Annotated in this window: 20 protein-coding genes; 15 read left to right on the forward strand and 5 right to left on the reverse strand. The window is 62.3% G+C overall.

Annotated features, from left to right (window positions below; all coding sequences use genetic code 11):
- Positions 1-137 precede the first annotated feature (137 nt).
- The 4 genes from maiA to QZ190_RS09575 all read right to left on the reverse strand — a co-directional run bounded on the left by maiA (position 138) and on the right by QZ190_RS09575 (position 3,986).
- Positions 138-773, reverse strand: a complete 636-nt coding sequence (gene maiA / locus QZ190_RS09560) for a maleylacetoacetate isomerase (RefSeq protein WP_291915538.1) — start codon at positions 771-773, stop codon at positions 138-140.
- 61 nt (positions 774-834) lie between these two features.
- Positions 835-1,536 (reverse strand): fumarylacetoacetate hydrolase family protein, encoded by a 702-nt coding sequence (locus QZ190_RS09565; protein ID WP_291915539.1) that lies wholly within the window; start codon positions 1,534-1,536, stop codon positions 835-837.
- Between the two features lie 182 nt (positions 1,537-1,718).
- The gene (locus QZ190_RS09570; RefSeq protein ID WP_291915540.1) at positions 1,719-2,756 is read right to left on the reverse strand and encodes a cupin domain-containing protein; all 1,038 of its coding nucleotides are present in this window, start codon (positions 2,754-2,756) and stop codon (positions 1,719-1,721) included.
- Between the two features lie 18 nt (positions 2,757-2,774).
- Positions 2,775-3,986 (reverse strand): 3-hydroxybenzoate 6-monooxygenase, encoded by a 1,212-nt coding sequence (locus QZ190_RS09575; protein ID WP_291915541.1) that lies wholly within the window; start codon positions 3,984-3,986, stop codon positions 2,775-2,777.
- Positions 3,987-4,284: 298 nt separating this feature from the next.
- Between QZ190_RS09575 and QZ190_RS09580 the strand changes: the two genes are divergently transcribed.
- From QZ190_RS09580 to QZ190_RS09650, 15 genes are all read left to right on the forward strand, one after another.
- The gene (locus QZ190_RS09580; protein ID WP_291915542.1) at positions 4,285-5,448 is read left to right on the forward strand and encodes a serine hydrolase; all 1,164 of its coding nucleotides are present in this window, start codon (positions 4,285-4,287) and stop codon (positions 5,446-5,448) included.
- A 181-nt stretch (positions 5,449-5,629) separates the two neighbouring features.
- Positions 5,630-8,464, forward strand: coding sequence for a monovalent cation/H+ antiporter subunit A (locus tag QZ190_RS09585; RefSeq protein ID WP_291915543.1), 2,835 nt, complete (start codon positions 5,630-5,632; stop codon positions 8,462-8,464).
- A gap of 58 nt (positions 8,465-8,522) precedes the next feature.
- Positions 8,523-8,918 (forward strand): Na+/H+ antiporter subunit C, encoded by a 396-nt coding sequence (locus QZ190_RS09590; protein WP_291915640.1) that lies wholly within the window; start codon positions 8,523-8,525, stop codon positions 8,916-8,918.
- A complete protein-coding gene (locus QZ190_RS09595) occupies positions 8,918-10,678 on the forward strand; it encodes a monovalent cation/H+ antiporter subunit D (RefSeq protein WP_291915544.1) in 1,761 nt (586 codons plus the stop codon). Before QZ190_RS09590 ends, QZ190_RS09595 begins: the two co-directional genes overlap by 1 nt.
- The gene (locus QZ190_RS09600; RefSeq protein ID WP_291915545.1) at positions 10,675-11,229 is read left to right on the forward strand and encodes a Na+/H+ antiporter subunit E; all 555 of its coding nucleotides are present in this window, start codon (positions 10,675-10,677) and stop codon (positions 11,227-11,229) included. The genes QZ190_RS09595 and QZ190_RS09600 overlap by 4 nt, the downstream gene beginning before the upstream one ends.
- Positions 11,226-11,501 (forward strand): K+/H+ antiporter subunit F, encoded by a 276-nt coding sequence (locus tag QZ190_RS09605; protein WP_108362688.1) that lies wholly within the window; start codon positions 11,226-11,228, stop codon positions 11,499-11,501. Before QZ190_RS09600 ends, QZ190_RS09605 begins: the two co-directional genes overlap by 4 nt.
- Positions 11,502-11,514: 13 nt before the next feature.
- The gene (locus QZ190_RS09610) at positions 11,515-11,856 is read left to right on the forward strand and encodes a Na+/H+ antiporter subunit G (protein ID WP_291915546.1); all 342 of its coding nucleotides are present in this window, start codon (positions 11,515-11,517) and stop codon (positions 11,854-11,856) included.
- Between the two features lie 113 nt (positions 11,857-11,969).
- A complete protein-coding gene (paaZ, locus tag QZ190_RS09615; RefSeq protein WP_291915547.1) occupies positions 11,970-14,015 on the forward strand; it encodes a phenylacetic acid degradation bifunctional protein PaaZ in 2,046 nt (681 codons plus the stop codon).
- An 86-nt stretch (positions 14,016-14,101) separates the two neighbouring features.
- On the forward strand, positions 14,102-14,716 hold the full coding sequence (locus QZ190_RS09620; RefSeq protein ID WP_291915548.1) for a class I SAM-dependent methyltransferase: 615 nt from the start codon (positions 14,102-14,104) through the stop codon (positions 14,714-14,716).
- Between the two features lie 111 nt (positions 14,717-14,827).
- Positions 14,828-15,040 carry a biotin/lipoyl-containing protein gene (locus QZ190_RS09625; RefSeq protein WP_291915549.1) on the forward strand — a complete coding sequence of 71 codons (213 nt, stop codon included), beginning with the start codon at positions 14,828-14,830 and terminating at the stop codon, positions 15,038-15,040.
- A gap of 10 nt (positions 15,041-15,050) precedes the next feature.
- Positions 15,051-15,788 (forward strand): GntR family transcriptional regulator, encoded by a 738-nt coding sequence (locus QZ190_RS09630; protein WP_291915550.1) that lies wholly within the window; start codon positions 15,051-15,053, stop codon positions 15,786-15,788.
- Positions 15,785-17,017 carry a CoA transferase gene (locus tag QZ190_RS09635; RefSeq protein WP_291915551.1) on the forward strand — a complete coding sequence of 411 codons (1,233 nt, stop codon included), beginning with the start codon at positions 15,785-15,787 and terminating at the stop codon, positions 17,015-17,017. Before QZ190_RS09630 ends, QZ190_RS09635 begins: the two co-directional genes overlap by 4 nt.
- Positions 17,018-17,029: 12 nt before the next feature.
- Positions 17,030-18,037 carry a tripartite tricarboxylate transporter substrate binding protein gene (locus QZ190_RS09640; protein ID WP_291915552.1) on the forward strand — a complete coding sequence of 336 codons (1,008 nt, stop codon included), beginning with the start codon at positions 17,030-17,032 and terminating at the stop codon, positions 18,035-18,037.
- Positions 18,034-19,608 (forward strand): acyl-CoA carboxylase subunit beta, encoded by a 1,575-nt coding sequence (locus QZ190_RS09645; protein WP_291915553.1) that lies wholly within the window; start codon positions 18,034-18,036, stop codon positions 19,606-19,608. The genes QZ190_RS09640 and QZ190_RS09645 overlap by 4 nt, the downstream gene beginning before the upstream one ends.
- 127 nt (positions 19,609-19,735) lie before the next feature.
- Positions 19,736-20,140 carry a YkgJ family cysteine cluster protein gene (locus QZ190_RS09650; protein ID WP_062404282.1) on the forward strand — a complete coding sequence of 135 codons (405 nt, stop codon included), beginning with the start codon at positions 19,736-19,738 and terminating at the stop codon, positions 20,138-20,140.
- 19 nt (positions 20,141-20,159) lie between these two features.
- Here QZ190_RS09650 and QZ190_RS09655 read toward each other — a convergent pair whose 3' ends face one another.
- Complete coding sequence (locus QZ190_RS09655) at positions 20,160-22,793, reverse strand: EAL domain-containing protein (protein ID WP_291915554.1); 2,634 nt, start codon at positions 22,791-22,793, stop codon at positions 20,160-20,162.
- Position 22,794: the final 1 nt, after the last annotated feature.

Genomic DNA, 22,794 nt, shown 5'->3' on the forward strand with positions numbered 1-22,794 from the left:
CGAGTGACTGCTTCTGGCCGATAGCTGCAGGTCAGCTTACGAAGATCGATGACTGCTCCCGCTGCAAAGCAGAAATTCCTTCCTAAATCACCATCAAAAAAGGGCCCCGAAGGGCCCTTGCTTTTGAGGCGTGTCGCTCAGGCATCCGGCTGCTGACCCGGCGCAGCCTTTTGAAAGGCCTCCAGCGCCAAGCAGGCTTTTTCCACCGCCATGATGTGTGGCCATTGCGTCAGGTCCACTTTGAAGCGGCGGGCGCTTTCGACCTGGGGGATCAGGTACACATCGGCCAGGGTGGGCGTGTCGCCGAAGCTGAAGCGGCCGCGTTGCGCGTCGGCTTCGATCAGGGCTTCGTAGGCGTCAAAGCCTGCGCTGATCCAGGTGGCGCACCAGGCGTTCACCGCGTCTTCGTTGGCGCCAAACTGTTTGCGCAGGGTTTCCAGAATGCGGCGGTTGTTGATGGGGTGGATGTCGCAGCCCACGATGGCGGCCAGGGCACGCACATGGGCACGTTGGTTGACATCGGTGGGCAGCAGCGCGGGCGTGGGGTGTTTTTCTTCCAGCCATTCGATGATGGCGGGCGACTGGATCAGCACTTGCTCGCCGGTGTCGAGCGCAGGCACCAGCTGCTGCGGGTTGACCGCTTTGAATGCGTCTTTGAGGTGTTCCTCCACGCGCAGGTCCACCGCCACATAGTCGGTGGCGATGCCTTTGAGGTTGAGCGCGATGCGCAGGCGGTGCGAGGTGCCGCTGCGGAAAAAGTTGTAGAGCTTCATGGCTGGGGTCCTGTGGGTGGGTGTGCAGCCGCATGCACAGGGCGGCTGCGGGCGCTTGGCATTATTGAGCAGCGCCGATGTTCAGCGCGATCTCGGCCACGCCTTCGACGCGGCCCGTGATTTTGTCACCGGTCACCACCGCGCCCACACCTTCGGGGGTGCCGGTGTAGATCAGGTCGCCGGGCTGCAGGTGGTAGTAGGTGGAGAGGTCGGCGATGATTTCGCGGATGTTCCAGATCAGCTTGTCCACGTTGGACGACTGCTTGGTGACGCCGTTGACTTCGAGGGCAATCGCACCGTTCTCGATCACCACGCCGGGCATGGGCACGATCTCGGAGCAGACCGAGCCTTGCTCGATGTCCTTGCCCGTGTCCCAAGGGCGGCCTTTGTCGCGCGCCACCAGCTGCAGATCACGGCGTGTCATGTCCAGGCCTGCGGCGTAGCCATAAACCAGTTCATGCGCATTGGCTTCGCTCACGCGGAAACCTTCTTTGCCAATCGCCAGCACCAGTTCCATCTCGAAGTGGTAGTTGTTGGTGCGGGGTGGGTAGTCGACGGTCGCGCCGCTTTCCACAAGGGTCTGCGGTGACTTGGTGAAGTAGAAAGCCTGCTCGACGCTCTTGTCGACCGGGCGGCCCATCTCAACCGCGTGTGCATGGTAGTTGCGGCCCACGCAAAAAATGCGGTTGATCGGGAAACGCTCGGTTTTGCCACGGATGGGCAGGGATTGAACGGCGGGAGGGGTAAAGAGGTAGGAGGTCATGAGGGGGTCAAATGGTGAAAAGGCAATGTGTTTTCCTTGTAGGAGCGAGCCCCTGCTCGCGAATGTTTGAATCACTTTGAGCCTTTGCAAAAGGCTGAGTCAATTCACCATTCGGCCGCAGGGGCGGCCTCCCACAAAAGTCAAGCATCAACAGGTCCCGAAGGGCCACACTGACGGGCGGTTTAGCCGCGGTTCTCGTACACCCCCAGCTTGCGGTGCAGCGGTGATTCGTCGGCGATGAAGACGAAGGCGAGTTGGTCGGTGTTCAGGTTGGTCAGCGTCACAGCCTCATAGCCGGGCGCGCAGCAGGTGTCGGCCTCAAGCAGGGTGAAGGTGCTGGCCACGATCTGTGCTTGGACCGCGCCTTCGATGACGTGGAAGACTTGCGCGGGCGAGCGAGCTGGCAAACGCAGGGTCTGGCCGGGGCGCAGCATCAGGGCGTAAAAGCCCAGGATGTTTTCCGCATCGCCACCCGTCTCGGGGTTGGTGTATGTGACTTGCACTTGCTCCAAACCGGTATCGTCAGAGGCCAGTGATTCGAGCGCGGCTTTGGCGTCTTTCCAGGCGTAACGCAGCATGGGGTAAGCCTTTTTGCTGCGCTCAAACACATGTGAGGGCACCACGCCGCCACGGGCGTATTGCTTGTCACCTTGGCCGGGCACCACGTTCTGGCGTGCCCCGTTGATGTGGTAACTGGCCTCCATGTAATAGACCAGGGGCAAGTCCAGCACATCCAGCCAGATGACGGGCTCGGTGCCGTCGTGGCCGTGCTCGTGCCACAGGCCTGTGGGCGTGAGGATCAAGTCGCCCCGGCTCATGGGACACTTTTCGCCGTCCACCGTGGTCCAGGCGCCTTCGCCTTCAACGACCATGCGCACCGCGTTGGGCGTGTGGCGGTGGCTGGGCGCCCACTCGCCGGGCATGAGCAGTTGCATGCCCAAGTACATGGCCGCGCTGGCCTGCATTTTGTCGAGGCCGTGGCCGGGGTTGGCCAGCACCAGCACGCGGCGTTCGGCTTTTTCAATCGGGGTCAGCTCGCCCGCTTTGAGCAAGAGCGGCTTGATGTCTTTGTAAGCCCAGCAGGTGGGCTGGGTCTGGCGCGTGGGCACTTTGGGGGGCAGCACGCCACGCAGGCTGGGCCACAGGGGCACCAGGTTCACGTTGCGCAGGTCCTGCACATAGTCTGCGGGCAGGTCTTCGATTCGGCCGAGGTCGTTCATTTTTTGTCTCCGTTCTGTTCAGTTGTGCTGTGCGGCGTCGAGGCAGTTGCCCACGTTCCAGCCGTACAGCCATGCCATCGCATCATAAAAGCGCTCGGGGCGGCGGCCACGCCACAGGTCGTTGCGCACCAGGCGCTCGACGCCCTTGGCGTGGTAGATGCGGCCCATCTCTCGGCTCGACAGCACAATGCGGGCCGTGCGGGCCACACGGGCGCGTTGGTACATGTCCAAAGCCTTGGGCCAGTCGTTGTGGTGTGTGCGCAGGGCTTCGCCCAGTGTCACGGCGTCTTCCATGGCCATGCAGGCGCCTTGGGCCATGTACTGCGTGGTGGGGTGGGCGGCGTCGCCCAGTAAGGTCACGCGGCCATAAGTCCACTGGCCAATCGGCTCGCGGTCGGCGGTGGCCCAGCGTTTCCAGGTCTTGGGCAGGTCGATCAATTGACGGGCTTTGGGGCAGATGCCCTGGAAGTAGCTTTGCACTTCTTCTTTGCTGCCGTCTTTGACGCCCCATTCTTCTTGCTCACGGCTGTGGAATGTCACGACCACGTTGTACTGCTCGCCACCACGCAGCGGGTAGTGCACCAGGTGGCAGTTGGGGCCGACCCAGATGGCGGCGGCGTTCCATTGCAGGTCTTGCGGAAAGTCTTTTTTGTCGACCACGGCGCGGTACACCACATGGCCCGTGACGCGGGCCGGGTCGCCCACAAACTGCTCGCGCACCACCGATTTGACGCCGTCGGCACCGATCAGCGCGCAGCCCTTGAATGCCTTGCCGTTTTGGTCCCACACGGTCACGCTGCTGTCGTCCTGCTCTATGCGCTCCACGCGGGTGCTGGTGTGAAATTGCACTTGCCCGGTTTCTTGCGCCGCTTCGAGCAAGGACAAGTGCACATCCGCGCGGTGGATCACGGCATAGGGATTGCCAAAACGCTGGCGGAATTTTTCATCCGTGGGGATCTTGCCGACTTGGTACTCGTCGAGCGCGTCATGCATCACCATGAAGTCGGTGTAGACCGCGCGGCCACGGGCTTTGTCACCGACGCCCAATGCGTCAAACGCATGAAACCCGTTCGGTCCAATTTGGATGCCCGCGCCGATTTCGCCGATTTCGGGGGCCTGCTCCAGCACGGTGACGGCAAAGCCCTGGCGCACCAGCGCTAGAGCAGCGGCCAAGCCGCCGATGCCACCGCCTGCGACCAGGACGGGGAGGGTGTTGGGTGATGGGCTCATGGGGGTTCCTGGAGTGGGGGTATGCAAAGGAATAACGGCGATTCGATAAGTATACTTATTAAAAACCCCGTTGACCAGTGGCAACACGCCGCCACGGCGTACGGGCGTGGCGCCGTCCTGCAGACGGGTCACTGGGCTTGGCGCAATCAGGCCGCATGCCTGCATCGTCACAAGTGCTTACAAAAAAGAGCGTCTGGTCAAGCTTGCGCAAAGGTGGTTTGCGGGTTTCCCCTGTTGGTTGCCAGGCGGTGGCGGCTTAACTTGAAGGCCCTTTCCGCTTTTCTTCAGGAGTGATTCCATGGGTATGCAAGACAAGATTGGTGCCGTGCTTTCGCAGGGTGTGCAGCGCGGCGATGTGCCCGGTGTGGTGGCCATGGTGGCCAACCGCGAGGGCGTGATTTACGAGGGCGCTTTTGGTGAGCGGGCCTTGGGCTCGGGCACGGCCATGACCACCGACTCGGTCGGCTGGATCGCCTCCATGACCAAGGCCATCACCTCGGTGGCCGCCTTGCAGTGTGTGGAGCGGGGCTTGCTCAAGCTCGATGAACCGGCCAAAAACGTGTGCCCCCAACTGGGCCAGGTGGGCGTGCTCACAGGTTTTGATGCCAACGGCCAACCCACCACACGCCCACCCAAACGCGACATCACGCTGCGCCAGTTGCTCACGCATTCGGCCGGTTTCAGCTACGAAATCTGGAACACCGACATGCAAAAGGTGCAGGCCGCGCTGGGCATTCCCGGCGTGACCGAATGTAAAAACAAGGCGCTGACGCTGCCTTTGCTCTTCGATCCGGGTGAGGCCTGGGAGTACGGCATCAACATCGACTGGGCCGGCAAGATGGTCGAGGCCGCCAGCGGCCAGACCCTGGGCCAGTATCTGAAAGACAACATTCTGGGACCGCTGGGCATGAACAGCACGGCCTTTCGGATCTCGGACGACATGCGCCAGCGACTGGCCTCGCCCCATTTGCGTGGGCCTGATGGGCAGTTGGCGGTGTTTCCCTTCGAGATTCCGCAGGAGCCCGAGTTCGAGATGGGCGGTGGCGGCCTGTACGGCACGGCCGGGGATTACCTGCGCTTTTTGCGCATGGTGCTCAATGGTGGACAGTTGGGCGGCGAGCGCATCATCACCCCCGAGGGCGCGGCCTCGCTGGGCGTGAACCACATGGGTGACTGCCGCGTCTACAACCTCAAGGCGGCCATCCCCTTGACCAATGACGCCGAATTCTTCCCCGGTGTGCCCAAGAGCTGGAGCCTGGCTTTCCAGATCAACCACGAGGCCGCCCCCACCGGTCGCCCGGCAGGCGGCATGATGTGGGCGGGTCTGGCCAACTCCTATTACTGGATTGACCCCACAAACGGGCTGGCGGGGGTCTACCTCACGCAAATCTTCCCGTTTGCCGATCACAAGTCGCTGCCGCTGTACCTCGACTTCGAGAAAGCGGTGTACGACGCTCGCTGACAAACGCAAGCTTGAATGACAGGGGCACACCGCCAGGTGTTGCCCCTTTTTTGATGGGGTTTTGGGGCTGAAACGACCGGCTGGTGCGGCTTTGCGCCTGCATGATGCGGCTTCGCCTCACGCACACTGGGCCCAAACCGAGGGTCTGCCTAGAATGCGGCGCACATTTGAAAGACATGCCGTGCTGCTCACCATCGTATTGCTCCCTCTTTTGCTGGGCACCCTGGCCACGTTTTGGCTGGGTTCCCGCTCGCGACTACTGACCGCTTGCGCGGCCGGCACCGTCACGGCCACCAGTTTGGGCCTGTTGCTGTCCATGGCCCCGGCCGTGCTGGCGGGCGAGACGGTGATGAACGCCTGGCCCTGGGTGCCCGAGATCGGGCTGAACCTGACCTTCCGCCTTGACGGCTTGTCGATGATGTTCGCGGGCCTGATCCTGTTCATCGGGCTGATGATCATTTTGTATGCACACTATTACCTGAGCGCCAAGGATTCGGCCGGCAAGTTCTACAGCGAGATGATGCTGTTCATGGCCGCCATGTTGGGCGTGGTGCTGTCGGACAACTTGCTGCTCTTGGTGGTGTTTTGGGAGCTGACCAGCGTCTCGTCGTTTTTGCTGGTGGGGTACTGGAGCTACCGGCCAGACGCCCGCGCCGGGGCCCGTCAGGCGCTGGCGGTCACGGGCGGTGGCGGCCTGGCCATGCTGGGGGGCTTTGTGCTTTTGGGCCAGATTGCGGGCACCTACGAGCTCAGTGAAATGCTGGGCCATGTGGCCGCCATTCAGGCCGATCCGATGTTCTTGCCCGCGCTGCTGTTGATTCTGCTGGGGGCCTTCACCAAGAGCGCGCAGTTCCCCTTCCACTTTTGGCTGCCCGACGCGATGGCCGCGCCCACGCCCGTGTCGGCCTACCTGCACTCGGCCACCATGGTCAAGGCCGGGGTGTTTTTGCTCATGCGCATGTACCCGGTGCTGGCTGGCTCGGGTTATTTCGAGGCGATTGTCACCACGGTGGGCCTGATCACCGTCTTGTTCGCGGCCTTCATTGCCATCTTCAAGCACGACCTCAAGGGTTTGTTGGCTTATTCCACCGTCAGCCACCTGGGCCTGATCACCTTTTTGGTGGGCCTGGGCTCGCCGCTGGCCGCTGTGGCGGCTGTGTTCCATGTGCTCAACCACGCCACGTTCAAGGCTTCGCTGTTCATGATCGCGGGCATCGTGGACCACGAAACCCACTCGCGCGACATGCGCAAGCTCGGCGGCCTGTGGTCGCTCATGCCCTGGACGGCCACGCTGTCCATGGTGGCGGCCGCGTCCATGGCGGGTGTGCCTTTGACCAACGGCTTCTTGTCCAAAGAAATGTTTTTCACCGAAGCCGTGGTGGGCACCTCTGGCGCGTTCGCTTGGCTGGTGCCCGCGCTGGTGACTTTGGCCGGGGTCTGCAGCGTGGCCTATTCGCTGCGCTTTGTGCACGACACGTATTTCAACGGTCCACTGGGCGATGTGCCCAACACCCACCCGCACGAGCCGCCGCTGGGCATGAAGCTTCCTGCCATTTTGTTGGTCACGTTGTGCATCGTGGTGGGTGTGTTGCCCGCGCTCACGCTGGGCCCGCTGGTTGATGTGGCGGCCACAGCCTTGGCCGGCAAGCCGCTGCCCGAGTACCACCTGGCCATTTGGCACGGCTTCAATCTGCCCCTGCTCATGAGCGCGATCGCGCTGGTGGTGGGCGTGGCGCTGTACCTGATGCTGGCCAAAAACAAGCGCCTGCACCGCATCGAGTCCGAGGCCTGGTTTGGCCGCGCCACCGGGCGCCAGATGTTCGAAGGCTTGGTTGACGGCCTGTTTGTGCTGGCTGCGCGGGTCACCACGCGCCTGGAAAACGGCTCGCTGCAAAGCTATGTGGCCTGGATGCTGGGCGGCGTGGTGCTGGTGGTGGGTTGGCCCTTGCTGAGCAGCGGCATTGGCACCGGGCCGCGCGAGCTGCTGCCCGCATCGCCTCTGGCCATCATGATCTGGCTGCTGCTGGGCGCGGTCAGCCTGGCGCTGGCGCTGCAGCACCACAAGCGCTTTCAGGCGGTGGTGCTGGTGGGCGTGGTGGGCCTGGTCACATCGCTCACCTTTGTCAGCCTGTCCGCCCCCGATCTGGCCCTGACCCAGTTGTCGGTCGAGGTGGTCTCCACCGTCTTGCTGCTGATGGGCCTGGCTTTGTTGCCCCAGCATTCGCCACGCGAGTCGAGCAGCACCCGGCGTGCACGCGACGCGGCGCTCGCGTTGGCCGCAGGCGCGGGCATGGCCTGGTTGACCTGGGTGTTTGTCACCCGTGACTACAGCTCGATTTCCTGGTACTTCCTCGACAAGTCGATTCCAGTGGGCGGCGGCTCCAACGTGGTCAACGTGATCTTGGTGGACTTCAGGGGCTACGACACCTTTGGTGAGATCACGGTGCTGGGCATTGCCGCCATTGGCGTGCTGGCCCTGATGGAGGGCATGCGCACGCGCCGCCCCACCCAGGACAGCGATGGCCGCACCTGGACCTTTGCCGCCCAACCCCTGATGCTGCGCGTGGCTGCCGGGGTGGTGCTGCCGGTGGCCTTGGTGTTCACCATTTACATCTTCATGCGCGGGCACAACATGCCCGGTGGCGGCTTCATTGCGGGCCTGATCACCGCCGTGGCGCTGGTGCTGCAGTTCATGTCCATGGGGCAGGCCAAGGCCGAGTACCTGCTGCGCGGCCAGGGGGGGCGTCGCTTTGTGAAGTGGATCGGCTCGGGCTTGGGCATTGCTGGCTTGACCGGCGTAGGGGCCTTTGTGTGGGGCCGCCCCTTCTTGACCAGTGCGCATGGCTACCCGGTGGTGCCGGTCCTGGGCGAGCTGCCACTGGCCTCGGCTGCCTTGTTTGACTTGGGTGTGTATTTGGTCGTGGTGGGCTCGACCTTGTTGACCATCTCGGTGCTGGGCACCGTGACCCGCGAAGCGCCGGGTGCCTCCGGTTTGCGACAGAAAGTGTTGTCATGACCCTCTTCAAAACTTTGTCGATCAGTGTTTTCAGTCGCCGCAAGGACCTCTCATGAGCATGGAATTTTTGTTGGCCAGCGGTATCGGTTTTGTCACCGCCTGCGCCGTTTACCTGATGCTGCGTGGGCGCACCTTCACGGTGGTCTTGGGTTTGTCGATGTTGGGCTATGCCGTGAACGTCTTCATCTTTGCCATGGGCCGTTTGTGGAGCAATGCCCAGCCCATATTGGTGGGCAGCGGCCCCGTGGCCGACCCCTTGCCCCAGGCGCTGGTGCTCACGGCCATCGTGATCGGTTTTGCGACCACCGGCTTTGTGATTGAGCTGGCCCTGCGCAGCCGCCACGAAAGCGGCAGCGACCATGTGGACGGGCACGAGCCTGGCCAAGCTCCCGGCCAAGCGGCTGGCCAGACGGCTGGCCTAACGATTGGTGCAGCGCGTGGAGGACAGGCCTGATGTTCGACGCTGTTTTTTCTTTCTGGTTGCAGCACGCGCCTGTGCTGTCGGTCTTGCTGCCCGTGTTCACGGCCGTGGCCCTGTTGCTGCTGGGCGATGGCAGCCAACAGGTGGCCGGGGGTGGCCATGGCGACAGCCGCCAGCGTTGGGCGCGTCGTTTGGCCATGGCCTCGGTTTTGCTCGGTTTGCTCATGGCCATTGGCCTGGTGGTGCAGGCCAGCACGGGTGAGTTGCTGGTCTACCAACTGGGTGAATGGCCCGCGCCCTTTGGCATCGTGATGGTGCTGGACCGTTTGTCCGGCCTGATGGTGCTGCTGACTTACCTGGTGGCTGTGCCCGTGCTTTGGTACGCCACAGGCGGCTGGGACACGCGGGGGCGGCATTTCCATGCGCTGTTCCAGTTCCAGCTCATGGGGCTGTGCGGCGCGTTCATGACGGGCGATTTGTTCAACCTGTTCGTGTTCTTCGAGGTCTTGCTGATTGCCTCTTATGTGCTGCTGGTGCATGGCCAGGGGCGCGAGCGTTTTCGCATGGGCATCCACTACGTGGTGCTCAACTTGGCGGCGTCGGGCCTGTTCCTGATCGGCCTGTCCATGGTCTACAGCGTGACCGGGACACTCAACATGGCCGATGTGGGCCTGCAGGTGGCGCAGCTCACGGGTGAGAAGGCCTGGCTGGCGCGGGCCGCGGCGCTGGTGCTGCTGGCCGTGTTTGGCCTCAAGGCCGCGCTGGTGCCGCTGTACTTCTGGCTGCCGGGCACCTACGCCGCAGCCAGTGCCCCGGTGGCGGCGCTGTTTGCCATCATGACCAAGGTGGGTGTCTACAGCATCATCCGCACGCACTGGGTGATCTTTGGCGTGGGGGCAGGGGAGTCGGCCTTGGCCGTGGCCGACTGGCTGCTGCCACTGGCTTTGACCACCAGCGCCTTGGGGGTGTTGGGCGCCTTGGCGGCGCACAGCATGAGCCGCCTGGTGGCGTACCTCACGGTGTCTTCGGTGGGCACTTTGCTGGCCTGTGTGGGCTTGTTCTCCACCGACACTTTGTCGGCGGCGCTTTACTACACGCTGCACAGCACCATCGTGATCGCGGGATTGTTCTTGCTGGTGGAGCTGATGGCCGCGCAGCGCGGCCAAGCCTTGGACAAGCTGCGCCCCGCCGTGGCCGTGCGCGAGCCGGTGCTGCTGGGCCTGATGCTGTTGTTTGGCGCGGCATCGGCTGCGGGTTTGCCGCCTTTGCCCGGCTTTTTGGGCAAGCTCATGATTTTGGAGAGCAGCTCGGGCCTGCCCGCGCAGGCCTGGGTCTGGACCGTGGTTCTGAGCGTGGGCTTTTTCACCATCGTGGGCTTGGCCCGTGCGGGTGTGGTGCTGTTTTGGCATGTGCAGCCCGAGCCGGACGAGGCGCAAGGCAACTCGGGCAGCAGCCCCAAGCTCTTGTCGGCCGTGTGGGCCTTCATGGCGCTGACCTTGGCCATGGCCGTGCTGGCTTCACCCATCAAGCGCTACACCGACGACACGGCCACGCAACTGGCTGACACCGCCGCTTACGCCCAAGCCGTGCTGGGCCTGGCCCCGGGCCAGACTTCGACCACCACGCGGCCTTATGACGGGGCACGCCAGTCGGTGCCAGCCCCCCAACCCCAAGCCCCGGCTGAGCCTGCTGCAGCGCCATCCACCGCTGCGCCCACACCCGCACCTGCTGCCGCCACGGAGGCTTCTGCCGCCGAGGCCGCAGCCTCTGCTCCTGCAAAGGAAACCCGATGAAACCGACCCCTGCGCACCACCCCATCCGCGCGCGCTGGCTCAGCCACCCCATCCTCTCGCTCTTGCTGGGCGTCAGCTGGATGGCTTTGTCGCACAGCCTGGCCCCCGTGCACCTTTTGGCTGCCTTGCTGATCGCGCTGATCGTGCCGCGCCTGATCCACCCGTTTTTGGGCCCTGCCGCCAGCATCCACTGGGGCGCAGCCCTGCGTCTGGCGCTGGTGGTGCTCAAGGACATCGTGATGTCCAACATCACCGTGGCCCGTCTGGTGCTGGGCCCCATGAAGGCCATGTCGCCCGCCTGGATGGCCGTGCCCCTGGCCAGCGATCACGCGATGGTCAACGCCTTGTTCGCCAGCATCATCACCACCACGCCCGGCACGGTGTCTTGTGTGGTGGATGAATCGCGGCGCGAAATCCTGGTGCACGCGCTCAACTGCGACGACGCGCAAGCCATGATCGACGACATGAAAACCCGCTACGAAGCCCCCTTGCTGCACATCTTTGGGTGCAGCGAGCAGGCTGCACCCCTTACCCAGAAAGGCCCGCAATGAACATCCTGGATCTGGCCCTGTCGATCGCCATCGTGGCCGTCACCCTGGCGGTGGCACTGTGCGCCTGGCGACTTTTTCGTGGCCCCGAAACCACCGACCGCATCCTCGCGCTCGACACTTTGTCGATGAACGCCGTGGCCCTGATCGTGCTGCTGGGCATCCGTTGGCAAACCGCCTTGTTGTTTGAAGCCGCCTTGCTGGTGGCCATGCTGGGTTTTGCCTCGACGGTGGCGCTGGCGCGTTACCTCAGTCGCGGCGACGTGGTCGAATAAAAGGAGCCTCTTCATGAATCCCCTGATCGAATGGGCCGCTGCGGCCATCATCGTGATTGCCGCCTTTTTCCTGCTGGTGGGCGCCATTGGCCTGGTGCGCCTGCCCGACTTTTACATGCGATTGCACGCGCCCACCAAAGCCTCCACCTTGGGCGTGGGCGGCATTTTGGTGGCGTCCATGCTGGTGTCGGCTTTTCAGGGCCGTGCGGGCATGGCCGAGTTGCTCATCACCTTGTTTGTGTTTGTCACCGCGCCCGTGTCGGCCAACCTGATGGCGCAGGCTGCGCTGCACCTGAAAGCGCGCTCGCAAGCCCCGGTGCCTCCCCAAGCGGTGCCCGAGCGGCACAAAAGCTGAAATCCACCCTGCCATTGCGACTAGAATTAACCGACCGCCCGGTTGGTTAACGCATTGGCAGCGCTAGGGCTTGCCAAGGCACCGGGTTTTGACCTCCTCAAGGAAAGCACCCCATGTCCCAAGTCCTGCAAAGTTTCATCGGTGGCCAGTGGATCGGCCAGCAAGGCGCACAAAACCTGCGCAGCGCCCTCAACGGCCAGACCGTGTTCCAAACCCATGCCGAGGCCATCGACTTTGGCGACGCGGTGCACTACGCCCGCACCGTGGGCCTGCCCAACCTGCTCAAGCTGGATTTTCAGGAACGCGCCCAGCGCCTCAAGGCCCTGGCCAAATACTTGGGTGAGCACAAAGAGCAGCTTTACGCCATCTCGGCCCACACGGGCGCCACCCGCGCCGACAGCTGGGTGGACATCGAAGGCGGCGCGGGCACCTTGTTTGCGTATTCGGGCATGGGCAGCAACGAGCTGCCCAGCGGCAACCTGATCCACGAAGGCCCGGCCTTCCCCTTGGGCAAAAAGGGTGGCTTTGCGGGCACGCACATCTTGGTGCCGCGTGGCGGCATTGCCGTGCACATCAACGCCTTCAACTTCCCCATCTGGGGTCTTTTGGAAAAGTTCGCACCCAGCTTTTTGGCGGGCATGCCTTGCATCGGCAAACCCGCATCGTCTACCAGCTACCTGACCGAAGCCATGGTGCGCTTGGTGGAGCAATCGGGCATCTTGCCTGCCGGTTCGCTCCAGTTGGTGATCGGCTCCACGGGTGACCTGCTCGACCGCCTGAATGGTCAGGACGTGGTGACTTTTACTGGCTCGGCCGACACCGCCGCCATGCTGCGTGTGCACCCCAATGTGGTCAAACACAGCATCCCCTTCAACGCCGAAGCCGACTCGCTCAACTGCGCCATCCTCGCGCCCGATGTCTCGCCCGACGATGAAGAGTTTGATTTGTTCGTGAAAGAAGTCGCTCGCGAGATGACCGTCAAGGCGGGCCAAAAATGCACCGCGATCCGCCGCGCCATCGTGCCGCGCCAGCACCTCGACGCAGTGGCCGAAAAACTCAAGGCCCGCCTGGCCAAGGTGGTGGTGGGCGACCCGTCTGTTGAAGGCGTGAAGATGGGGGCGCTGGCCTCCCATTCGCAGCAAGCCGACGTGGCCGAGCGCGTGGCCCTGCTGCGCCAAAGCGCCGAGCTGGTGTTTGGCGGCGGTGCCGATTTCAAGCCCGTGGGGCAGGGCGTGGAGGGCGGTGCTTTCTTCCAGCCCACACTGCTGCTGTGCCAAAAGCCTTTGCACACCGACAGCGTGCACGACGTGGAAGCCTTTGGCCCCGTCAGCACGCTCATGGCTTATGACGGCATTGAAGAAGCACTGCAATTGGCCGCACGCGGGCAGGGCAGTTTGGTGGGCACGCTGGTCACCAAAGACCCGCAAATCGCGGCCCGCATGATCCCGGTGGCCGCCGCCTTGCATGGCCGCCTGCACATCCTGGACCGCGAATCGGCGGTCGAATCGACCGGCCACGGCTCGCCACTGCCCCCGCTCAAGCACGGCGGCCCCGGTCGCGCAGGCGGTGGTGAAGAACTCGGCGGCATCCGCGCCGTCAAGCACCTGATGCAGCGCACCGCTTTGCAAGGCTCGCCCACCATGATCGCTGCCGTCACGGGCGAGTACATGCGCGGCGCCAAACTGATCGAGACCGAGGTCCACCCCTTCCGCCGTTACTTTGAAGAGCTGCAGATTGGCGAAAGCTTGCTCACCCACCGCCGCACCGTGGGCGAGGCCGACATTGTGGCCTTTGGCGGCCTGTCGGGCGACTATTTCTACATGCACTTCGACGAGATCGCCGCCAAGGATTCGCCCTTTGGCAAGCGCATCGCGCACGGCTACTTCGTGTTGTCGGCAGCGGCTGGCTTGTTTGTCTCGCCCGCACCCGGCCCGGTGCTGGCCAACTACGGTCTGGACACGCTGCGCTTTGTGAAACCCGTGGGCATTGGCGACACCATTCAGGCGCGCCTGACGGCCAAGCGCAAGATCGACCGCAACAAGAAAGACGCCAACGGCGTGGGCCAAGGCGTGGTCGCTTGGGACGTGGAGGTGACCAACCAGCTCGGCGAAGTGGTCGCCAGTTATGACATCTTGACCTTGGTGGCCAAGAAGGGTTGATGGGCCGCTGCGCGATGCGAGCCCGTGTCGGACCATCATTTCCGATATGGGCTTTCAAAGGGTGGGCCGTGACAGAATGACCTGCCATGAACCTCTACGACCAACACGTCCTGCCCTACTTGATCGACTTCGCTTGCGGCCTGCCCATGGTGCAGGCGCAGCGCCGCCAGCTGGTGCCTCAGGCGCAGGGCCGGGTGCTGGAGATTGGCATGGGCACCGGGCGCAACTTGCCGTTTTATGACCGCAGCCGCGTGACCCGTCTGGTGGGTGTAGACCCGGCCATGCAGATGCACCGCTTGGCGCAAAAGCGCAGCCAAGAGGCGGGCATCGCTGTGGAGCTGATGGGCCTGTCGGCCCAGCAGCTGCCCACGGCCGATGCCAGCTTTGACACCGTGGTATGCACCTACACCCTGTGCAGCATTCCCGATGCAGCGCAGGCCTTGCGCGAGATGCGCCGGGTGCTGGTGCCGGGTGGAAATCTGCTTTTTTGCGAGCATGGCCGCGCACCGGATGCGGACGTGCGCCGCTGGCAAGAGCGCTTGCAGCCCTTCTGGGGGCCGCTGGCCGGAGGTTGTCAGCTGGGGCGCGACATTCCCGCCTTGCTGCAAGACGCAGGCTTTGCGGCCCAAACCCAATCGGCCTATCTGGCCGGGCCGCGCCCCATGACTTTTCATTACTGGGGCCAGACGCAAGCAGCCTGAAACGGCCGTAAGTGAGGGTTAATCCACAATTTTGACGATTTGCAGGGTTTGTACGGGTTCTGGAAAGCATTAAGATTGTTAACAATCTGAATGTCATTCAAAAATTCAACCATGCAAAAAATTTACTCTGAAGTCAGTGGCAGCATCTGGAAAGTCGAAGTGGTGGCGGGGCAAGCCGTCGCGGCGGGCGATGTTTTGATGATTGTCGAGTCCATGAAAATGGAAATTCCGGTGGAGTCACCGGCCGCCGGGACCGTGCGCGAGCTGTTGGTGGCTGAGGGCGAAGCGGTGGAAGATGGGCAGTGGTTGCTGTCGCTGGAATAAGGGCAACGCGATGACCCTCCAAGACATGCCCGCAGAGCTCTTAATCGACTTGGACAGTGCGGTGGCGTTTCGCCTCTTTGCTGATCAAGATGAGCCGACGCTCACGGTTTCAGAACAAATCGCATCCCGCGTGGGTGAACGCATCCTCAGTGGTCAGTTGGCCCCAGGCGCGCGGATCGGCGAGCAAGAGTTGGCCGACGAATTCAAAGTCAGCCGGGGGCCCGTGCGCGACGCCCTGCGCATTTTGGAGCGTGAGGGCTTGGCCACCCTTCTGGCGCGGCGCGGCGCGATCGTGACCGACCTGAGTGCGCAGGAGTTGTCCGAGCTGCTGGACATTCGAGCTGGTTTGTTTGAGGTGGCCGTGCGCAAACTCATGGCCCAACCCTGCACCCAACTGTTGCCCCTGATGCGGGCAGGCACCGAACGCCTGCAAGCCTTGGCTGGGCAAGACGACGCGGGAGAGCTTTATGCCCAAACCACGTACCGACTGCTGATTTTGGTGGCCCGATTGACGGGCAACCGCCGTCTGCAGCGCATGCTGACCTCGATTTCTTTGCAGACCTTGCGTTACAGCAAATTGGGCCTGTCTTCTGTGGCACGACGCCAGCGCTCGGTGACGCTTTGGCAGCAGGCCATTGGGGCCTTGGAGGCGGGCGACGCAGACCGTGTGGTCCAACTGACCCGCCAGCGCATCGAAGAGTCAGCGCACGAAGCGGTGCAGCAACTGGGCCAAAGGGGGCAGTCATGAACGCCGCTCCGCAACGCCAAGGCCCGCTCACCGATCTCAAAGTCATTGAGGTGTGCAGCACGATTGCCGGACCGGCCTGCGCTCGCCTGTTGGCCGACTTTGGGGCCGACGTGATCAAGATCGAGCCGCCCGATGGCGACCCGGTGCGGCAAATGGGGCAGCATGTGGGCGACGTGTCTTTGTACGCGGCTTCCATCTTGCGCAACAAGCGCTCGATTGCCCTGGACCTCAAGTCCGAGCAGGGCCGAGCCCTGGCTTTTGAGCTGATGGCGAAGGCCGACATCGTGGTGGAAAACAACCGCCCGGGTGTCATGGAGCGCCTGGGCCTGGGTTATGAAGCCTTGTCGGCACGCAACCCCGGTTTGGTGCTGGTGCGCATCAGTGGTTTTGGCCAAGACGGGCCCTATGCCGAACGCCCCGGCTATGGGGCCATTTGCGAAGCCGTAGGCGGCGTGCGCCACATGACCGGCGACCCGGACCGCCCCCCGGCGCGTGTGGCCTTGGCGACCACCGACTATTTGTCTTCGGTCTATGCCGCTTTCGGGGCCATGGCCGCCATTCATTCCCGCACCCATACAGGCAAAGGGCAGGTGGTGGACGTGGCCCTGTACGAGGCTGCGTTCACCCAAATGGAGCCCGTCGTGCCCGCGCATGACAAACTGGGTGTGGTGCCCATGCGGGAGGGCTCGAACTTGCCCTCCATGGCCCCCAACAGCTCTTACCCCACGCGCGATGGGGCCTGGGTGCTGATTGCGGCCAACAGCCAGCCCATCTGGAAGCGGCTGGTGGCCCTGATGCAGATGCCCGAGTTGTTGACGGACCCGCGTTTCGAGACGATCCAGGTGCGCGGCCAGCCCGAGCACATGCGCGCTATCGACGCCATCATTGCCAACTGGAGCCGTGGCCACGAGGCCGCCAGCCTGTTGGCGCTGCTGCACCAAGCCCAGGTGCCCAGCACCTTGGTCTACACCATTGCCGACATCTTCAAAGACCCGCATTTCCAAGCGCGTCAGATGCTGCAGCAGGTGCCCCACGAGCAGCTGGGCCATACCACCCAAGCCGGGGTCGTGCCCCGACTGTCTGGCACGCCCGGTGGCATTTACCGCAGCGGCCCCAGCTTGGGCGCGGACAGCGCTGACGTGCTGCAGCGGGAACTTTACCTCAGCCCCGAACGCGTGCAGGCCCTGGTGGCCAGTGGTGCGGTGGTGCTGCCTTCTTCATCTGTCTGAAAGGAAAGCGACATGAAAACCAACATCAACCGCCGCCAATCGTTGGGCTTGATCGCGGGTGCCAGCCTGGCCCCCATGGGCTGGGAGGCGCTGGCGCAAGACAGCAGCTGGAAACCCACAGAAATGATCCGCTACGTCATTGGCGTGGCCCCGGGCGGCTCGGTCGATTTGTATGCACGCGGCATCAAGCAAATGCTGGAGTCGCAGCAGCGGGTACACGGCCAAACCGTGTTGGCCGAAAACAAACCCGGCGCTGCGGGCTTGCTGGGTTTGCAGCAATTGCAGCGCAACCGGGGCAATGCGCACCACCTGGGTACCTTCCACACGGGCAGCATTGCGGGGCAAGCCACGGGCATGCTCAAGGCCGACATGCGCGAATTTGTGCCTGTGGCCATGATGGTCGAAGAAACCTCGCTGGTGGCGGTGCGGGCCGATAGCCCACTGCGCAACGTGCAAGACTTGCTGGCGCGTTTGCAGCGCGATGCGTCATCGGTCAGCTTTGCCGTCGCCCCAGTGCGGGGACTGAACACCCACCTGGCCATTGCCAAACCTCTCAAAGTCGCGGGTGTTGCTGTGGACAAACTCACGGTGGTGCCGTTCCGCTCTTCGGGCGATTCCATGGTGGCGCTGCTGGGGGGCAATGTGGATGTGGTCTCGGCCACAGGCCCCACCGTCATGCCCCAAGTGCAGGCTGGCAAGGTGCGTGTGTTGGCCAGTGCCTCGCCCCAGCGCGGCACTGGCTTGATGGCCGCCGTGCCCACTTGGCGTGAACAAGGGGTGGCGGCCGACTACGTCAGCTACAACGGCGTTCTGTTGCCCGGTGGGGTGGATGCGGAGCAGATCCGTTTTTGGGAAAGCGCCTTGCGCCAAGTGGCTGAGTCTGCCGCCTGGCAAGCCATGGTTGAGAAATCGGGCAACCGCCCGATGTTCAAAGGCTATGTGGATTCGCACCGCTACCTCGAAGCCGAGTTGGCCGAAACGCGCGCCTTGGTCGACGCCTTGGGTTTGGGGCCAGCATGAGCCAGTGGCCTGTTTTTGAGCCCTCGGGCGAATGGCAAAGTGAACTCGCCGAGCTGCAACTGCGCCGCGCGCAGGCACGCACCATGGGCGGCGCCGAAGCGCTGGCCCGCTTCAAGGCCAGCGGTCGCCTCAATGCACGCGAGCGCATCGATCACCTGATGGATGCGGGCAGTTTTCGGGAACTGGGCGCACTGGCGGGCAAAGGCCATTACAGCCGTGAGGGGGCCTTTGAGCGCATGGACCCCACCAACGCCATCGTGGGGGTTGGTCGCGTGCAAGGCCGCAAGGTGGCTGTGCATGCCGACGACTTCACGATCCGTGCGGGCTCGTCCGAGGCCTCGATAGCCGACAAGTGGATTTACATCGAGCGCATGGCCCACCAACTGCGCATGCCCTTGGTGCGGCTGGTGGACTCAGCGGGTGGTAGCGTCAAGCTCTTGATGCAAATCGGGGGGACCAAAATCCCCGAATACCCCAGCTGGCCCGCCAACGAGTTGCTGCAAACCGTACCCGTGGTGGGGGTGGCCTTGGGCGCTTGTGCTGGGCAGGGGGCAGTGAAGGTGCTGTCCTCGCACTTCTCGGTCATGGTGCGCGAGCAATCGCAGGTCATGGCCGCAGGCCCACATGTGGTGCGCCAGGCCTATGCGCAAGAAGTCGACAAAAATGATTTAGGCGGTCATCGGGTGCACCGCAAAAGCGCCTTGGTGCACAACGAAGCCGAGGACGAAGCCGACGCTTTGGCGCAGGTGCAGCGGTTTTTGAGCTACATGCCGCGCAGCGTGCACCACCTGGCGCCAGTGCTGCCGACGCCAGACAGCCCCACACGCGCCGACGATTGGCTCAAAGACGCCATCCCCCGCGAGCGCCGCAAAATCTACGATCCGCGCAAGATTTTGGCTTCTGTCATGGACCTCGACTCGGTGTTTGAAATCGGTCGCTACCAAGGCGGCTCGGTCATCACGGCCCTGGCGCGTTTGAACGGCGTGCCCGTGGGCGTGATTGCCAACGACCCCAAGGTACAAGGCGGCGCGATGACGGTGCAAGCGGCCTACAAAATGGAGCGGCATGTGAAGCTGTGCAGCTTGTTTGGCTTGCCGGTGGTGAATTTTGTAGACCAACCGGGCAACCAAACCGGGCTGGAGGCCGAGCTGGGCGGCACCTTGCTGGGTGCCTTGCGTGTGGGCGAGGCCCTCAACGCCTGCCGCTCGCCCTGGGTGTCGATCCTGGTGCGCCGCTGCTTTGGCATGGCCGGCGCCTTGCACGCCCCCAAATACGGCGAGGCGCTGAACCTGCGCTACGCCTGGCCGTCGGCGCGGTGGGGGTCTATCCCGATTGAAGGCGGCGTCATGGCCGCGCACAAAACCGAGATCGATGCCGCACCCGACCCCGCAGCCAAGCGGGCCGAGCTGGAGGCCTTTTATCTGAACATGACATCCCCCTTTCGCACAGCCGAAAAATTCGGGATTTTGGACATCATCGACCCCCGCGAGACCCGCGCCATTTTGTGTGACTGGGTTGAGGATGCGCGCGAGCTGGTCAAGCTGGGGCGTGTCGGCGAAGGGGTTGGATGACTTCATTCTGTGGCACGAGCGTTTTCGGGGCAGCCCCGTTCGCTCTGGAGCGCTGCGTCCGCTGAGCGTTCATGACTGGCACCAAGTGCAGGTGGTCTAAGCACGCAGATCCGGGATAATCCATGCCATGAGATCCCCCATTGCCGTCGTTGACGTTGACCGCTGCGAAACCTGGACCCGTTACAAAAACGGTTTGTGCGACACCTGTGCGGCCAACTGCTGCACCATGCCGGTCGAGGTCAAGCTGGCCGATTTGGTGCGGCTGGAGTTGGTGGACCCGTTTGAAGCCGAGCACGAAGACCCCAAACAAATCGCCAAGCGCCTGACCAAGGCCGGGCTGATCGAACACTTCAACTTCAAGAACAGCATCTTCAGCCTGGCGCGTCGCGCCAGTGGCGACTGCCAGTTTCTCGATGCCAAGACGCGCCGCTGCACGGTGTACGACAAGCGCCCCAACACCTGCCGCCTGCATCCGCAAGTGGGGCCGCGCCCCAACCACTGCCCCTACGGCAACAAAGCGCAGTCGCGCTGATCGCCTCCAGCAGGCTGACTCAGCCCTGCTTGGCGGTGCCCAAGTGGGTTGGCAAAGCGAGCAAATCCACGAGGCTCATCGGTCGCGCATAAAAATACCCCTGTGCTTGCTGGCAACCGAGCTGGACCAAGGTGTCTCGCTGGAACTCGTTTTCTACGCCCTCCGCCGTCACTTCCAGACCCAAGGACTGAGACAGCGCCAAAATGCCAGAGATGATCTTGGTGTTTTCCTCTCGCTGCATGCCGGCTGTGAAGGACATGTCAATCTTCAGTTTCTGAATGGGCATGCTGGCCAGGCGTGACAGGGAGGAATAGGATTTTCCGAAATCATCGATCGCAATCCGAACGCCCAAACCCATGATGGCCTGCAGTTGACTGGCCAGCTCCTGTGGGCTCAAGGCGAAGTCCGTTTCTGTGATTTCCAAAACAAAACCGTCCAAGCCGCTTTCAAGCTCGGATGCCAAATGCGACAGCATGGTCAAAAGGCGCTTGCCGCTGAGCAGCTGAGGCGAGGAGTTCAAGGCGATGGTGGCATGGGGAAAGTGGGCGCGGATCGCGTGGCTGTCTTGGACCACCTGGGCAAACAAGCGTTGCGTCAAGGGGTCGATGGCACCGGATTGCTCGGCCAAGGGGATGAACTCGGCCGGGCTGACCATGCCCAGTTCATCGTCATGCCAGCGCGCGAGGGCCTCAAACCCGATGATTTTTCCGTTCTGCAAATCCACTTCGGGTTGGTAATGGGGGTGGATTCGGCCTTCACCGATGGCCACAGCCAACTTGCTGTCGACCTTGGTTTTTCGGGTGGTGGCCGTCATCATCTGGGTGTTGAGCCATTGGATCTGGTTGCGACCCGATTCCTTGGCGCTCAGCAGTGCCGTGTCGGCATAAATGAGCAACTCATGGATCGATGTCGAGTGATCGGGAAACATGGCCGCCCCGGCACTGAAGGTGGCCGTGACTTGCACGGTTCCCATGTGGTGGATGGTGAAGGTTGCAGGTTTGAAAGCCTGTTTCAGGTTTTTTTGAAAAACCGCCATCGTTTCATGCGCATCCACATCCAGCACCGCGATGAATTCATCACCTGAGCGTCGGCAAAGAAAATTGCCAGCAGGCAGCGCCTGTTTGAGATGCTGCGCGATCAGCCGAATGACTTCATCGCCTTGATCGTGCCCGTAGGTGTCGTTGATGTTTTTGAAGTTGTCCAGGTCAATGAACAAAATGGCAAAGCGGCTGCCTTCCACTTTTTGCTGGATGTAGGCCAAAAAAGCGCGGTAGTTGGGCAGTCCCGTCAGCAGGTCTTCGTGCAGAAGGTCCTGGAGCTTTTTCTCTGCTTCCCGAATGGCCCGGATGTCAGAAAAAACCGAAACATGGCCTTGGCTCACGCCATGTGCATCAAGCAAAGTGGACACCGACAGCAACACGGGCAACGGGGTTTGCTGTTTACTTAAAAAATAGGTGTCCCCACGCCAGGCGCCGTGCTTGCGCACGCTCTCGGCAATGATCGACAAATCGACGCCCCTGTCGTTTTGAATATAGAGTTTGCCCGCAGGTTGGTCGATGAGTTCGTCCTTGGTGTAGCCTGTCATGTCTGTCAAAGCCGCGTTGACGTCCACCACCAGACCTTGTTTGTTGGTGATCAGAATGGCTTCGGCGGCGGTCTCGAACACCCTGGAGAAAATCGCTTGCCTTTGGGTGGCCCGTCTCTGATTTCGCAGCATGCTTTGCAAGGCATTCGAGACCTTGGCAATCTCATCACCAGTGTTGTCCACAAGAGATTCATCACCGCGGCCTTGTACCGTGTCAGTGGCCAGTTGCACCAAGTCATCGAGTCGCCGTGTGGTGCGTTCTGAAAAAAGTTGGGTCCAGCGCCTGAGCCCCAGGAACAGCAAGCCGCCAGACACCATGGAAATGGCCAGGCCCGTCAAGACAAAAAGAAAAGCCGATAAATAGCTTTGCTGCAGTTGAATGTGGAGGACGTAGTCTTGGCCCGAATCGTTCCATTCAAATTGGAAGGCTTCACTGTGTTTGGACAGGTCAGACGCACGGTCGACAAAAGGCGTCAGGCTGTAATGGATTTGGAGGTCTTGCGGAAATTTCAGTGTCGACATGACCTTGTCCAGATCCAGGTGCAGCAAGATGATGCCGATGGCACTGTCCGTGAAATTGGGCGTGACGGCCACGCTGGCAGCCAGGTAATCTGTGGGACCGACGGTGACCAACTCCAGATGGGTTTGGCTGTCCTCGATCGTTTTCTGGATGTTGGCCGGCGCATCCCACAGCAAGCCGCTTGTGTTGTCGCTGTGGATGAAAACCCTGCCGAGGTAATCGAGCAGATCAAACTTGTAGTTTTTGTTCTGGTTCGCTTTGGTCAAGAGCGGCAACAGGTAGGAGCCGCGCCCATCCGAGTCCGTCAGTCCAGTCCAGATTTCGGTCGATTGCGCCAAATCATGGGCTTGCCGAAAGGAGACGCTGATTTCTGAGTCCAGACGTGTGGCGATCAGCGCTTTGTAATGTTTGAACTCTTCTTGTTGGTAGAAAAAAATCCCATAGATGGCCAGCAGCATGCTGATCGATGTCACGCCCAGGATGTAGGCCCCAAACAGCCTGAAAACATCGTGGCTGATCTGGGCTTTGAGCGATTTCAATCGGCCCATG

It is taken from the genome of Limnohabitans sp. (assembly GCF_017848645.1).
In the GTDB taxonomy this organism is placed as follows: Bacteria; Pseudomonadota; Gammaproteobacteria; order Burkholderiales; family Burkholderiaceae_C; genus Limnohabitans_A.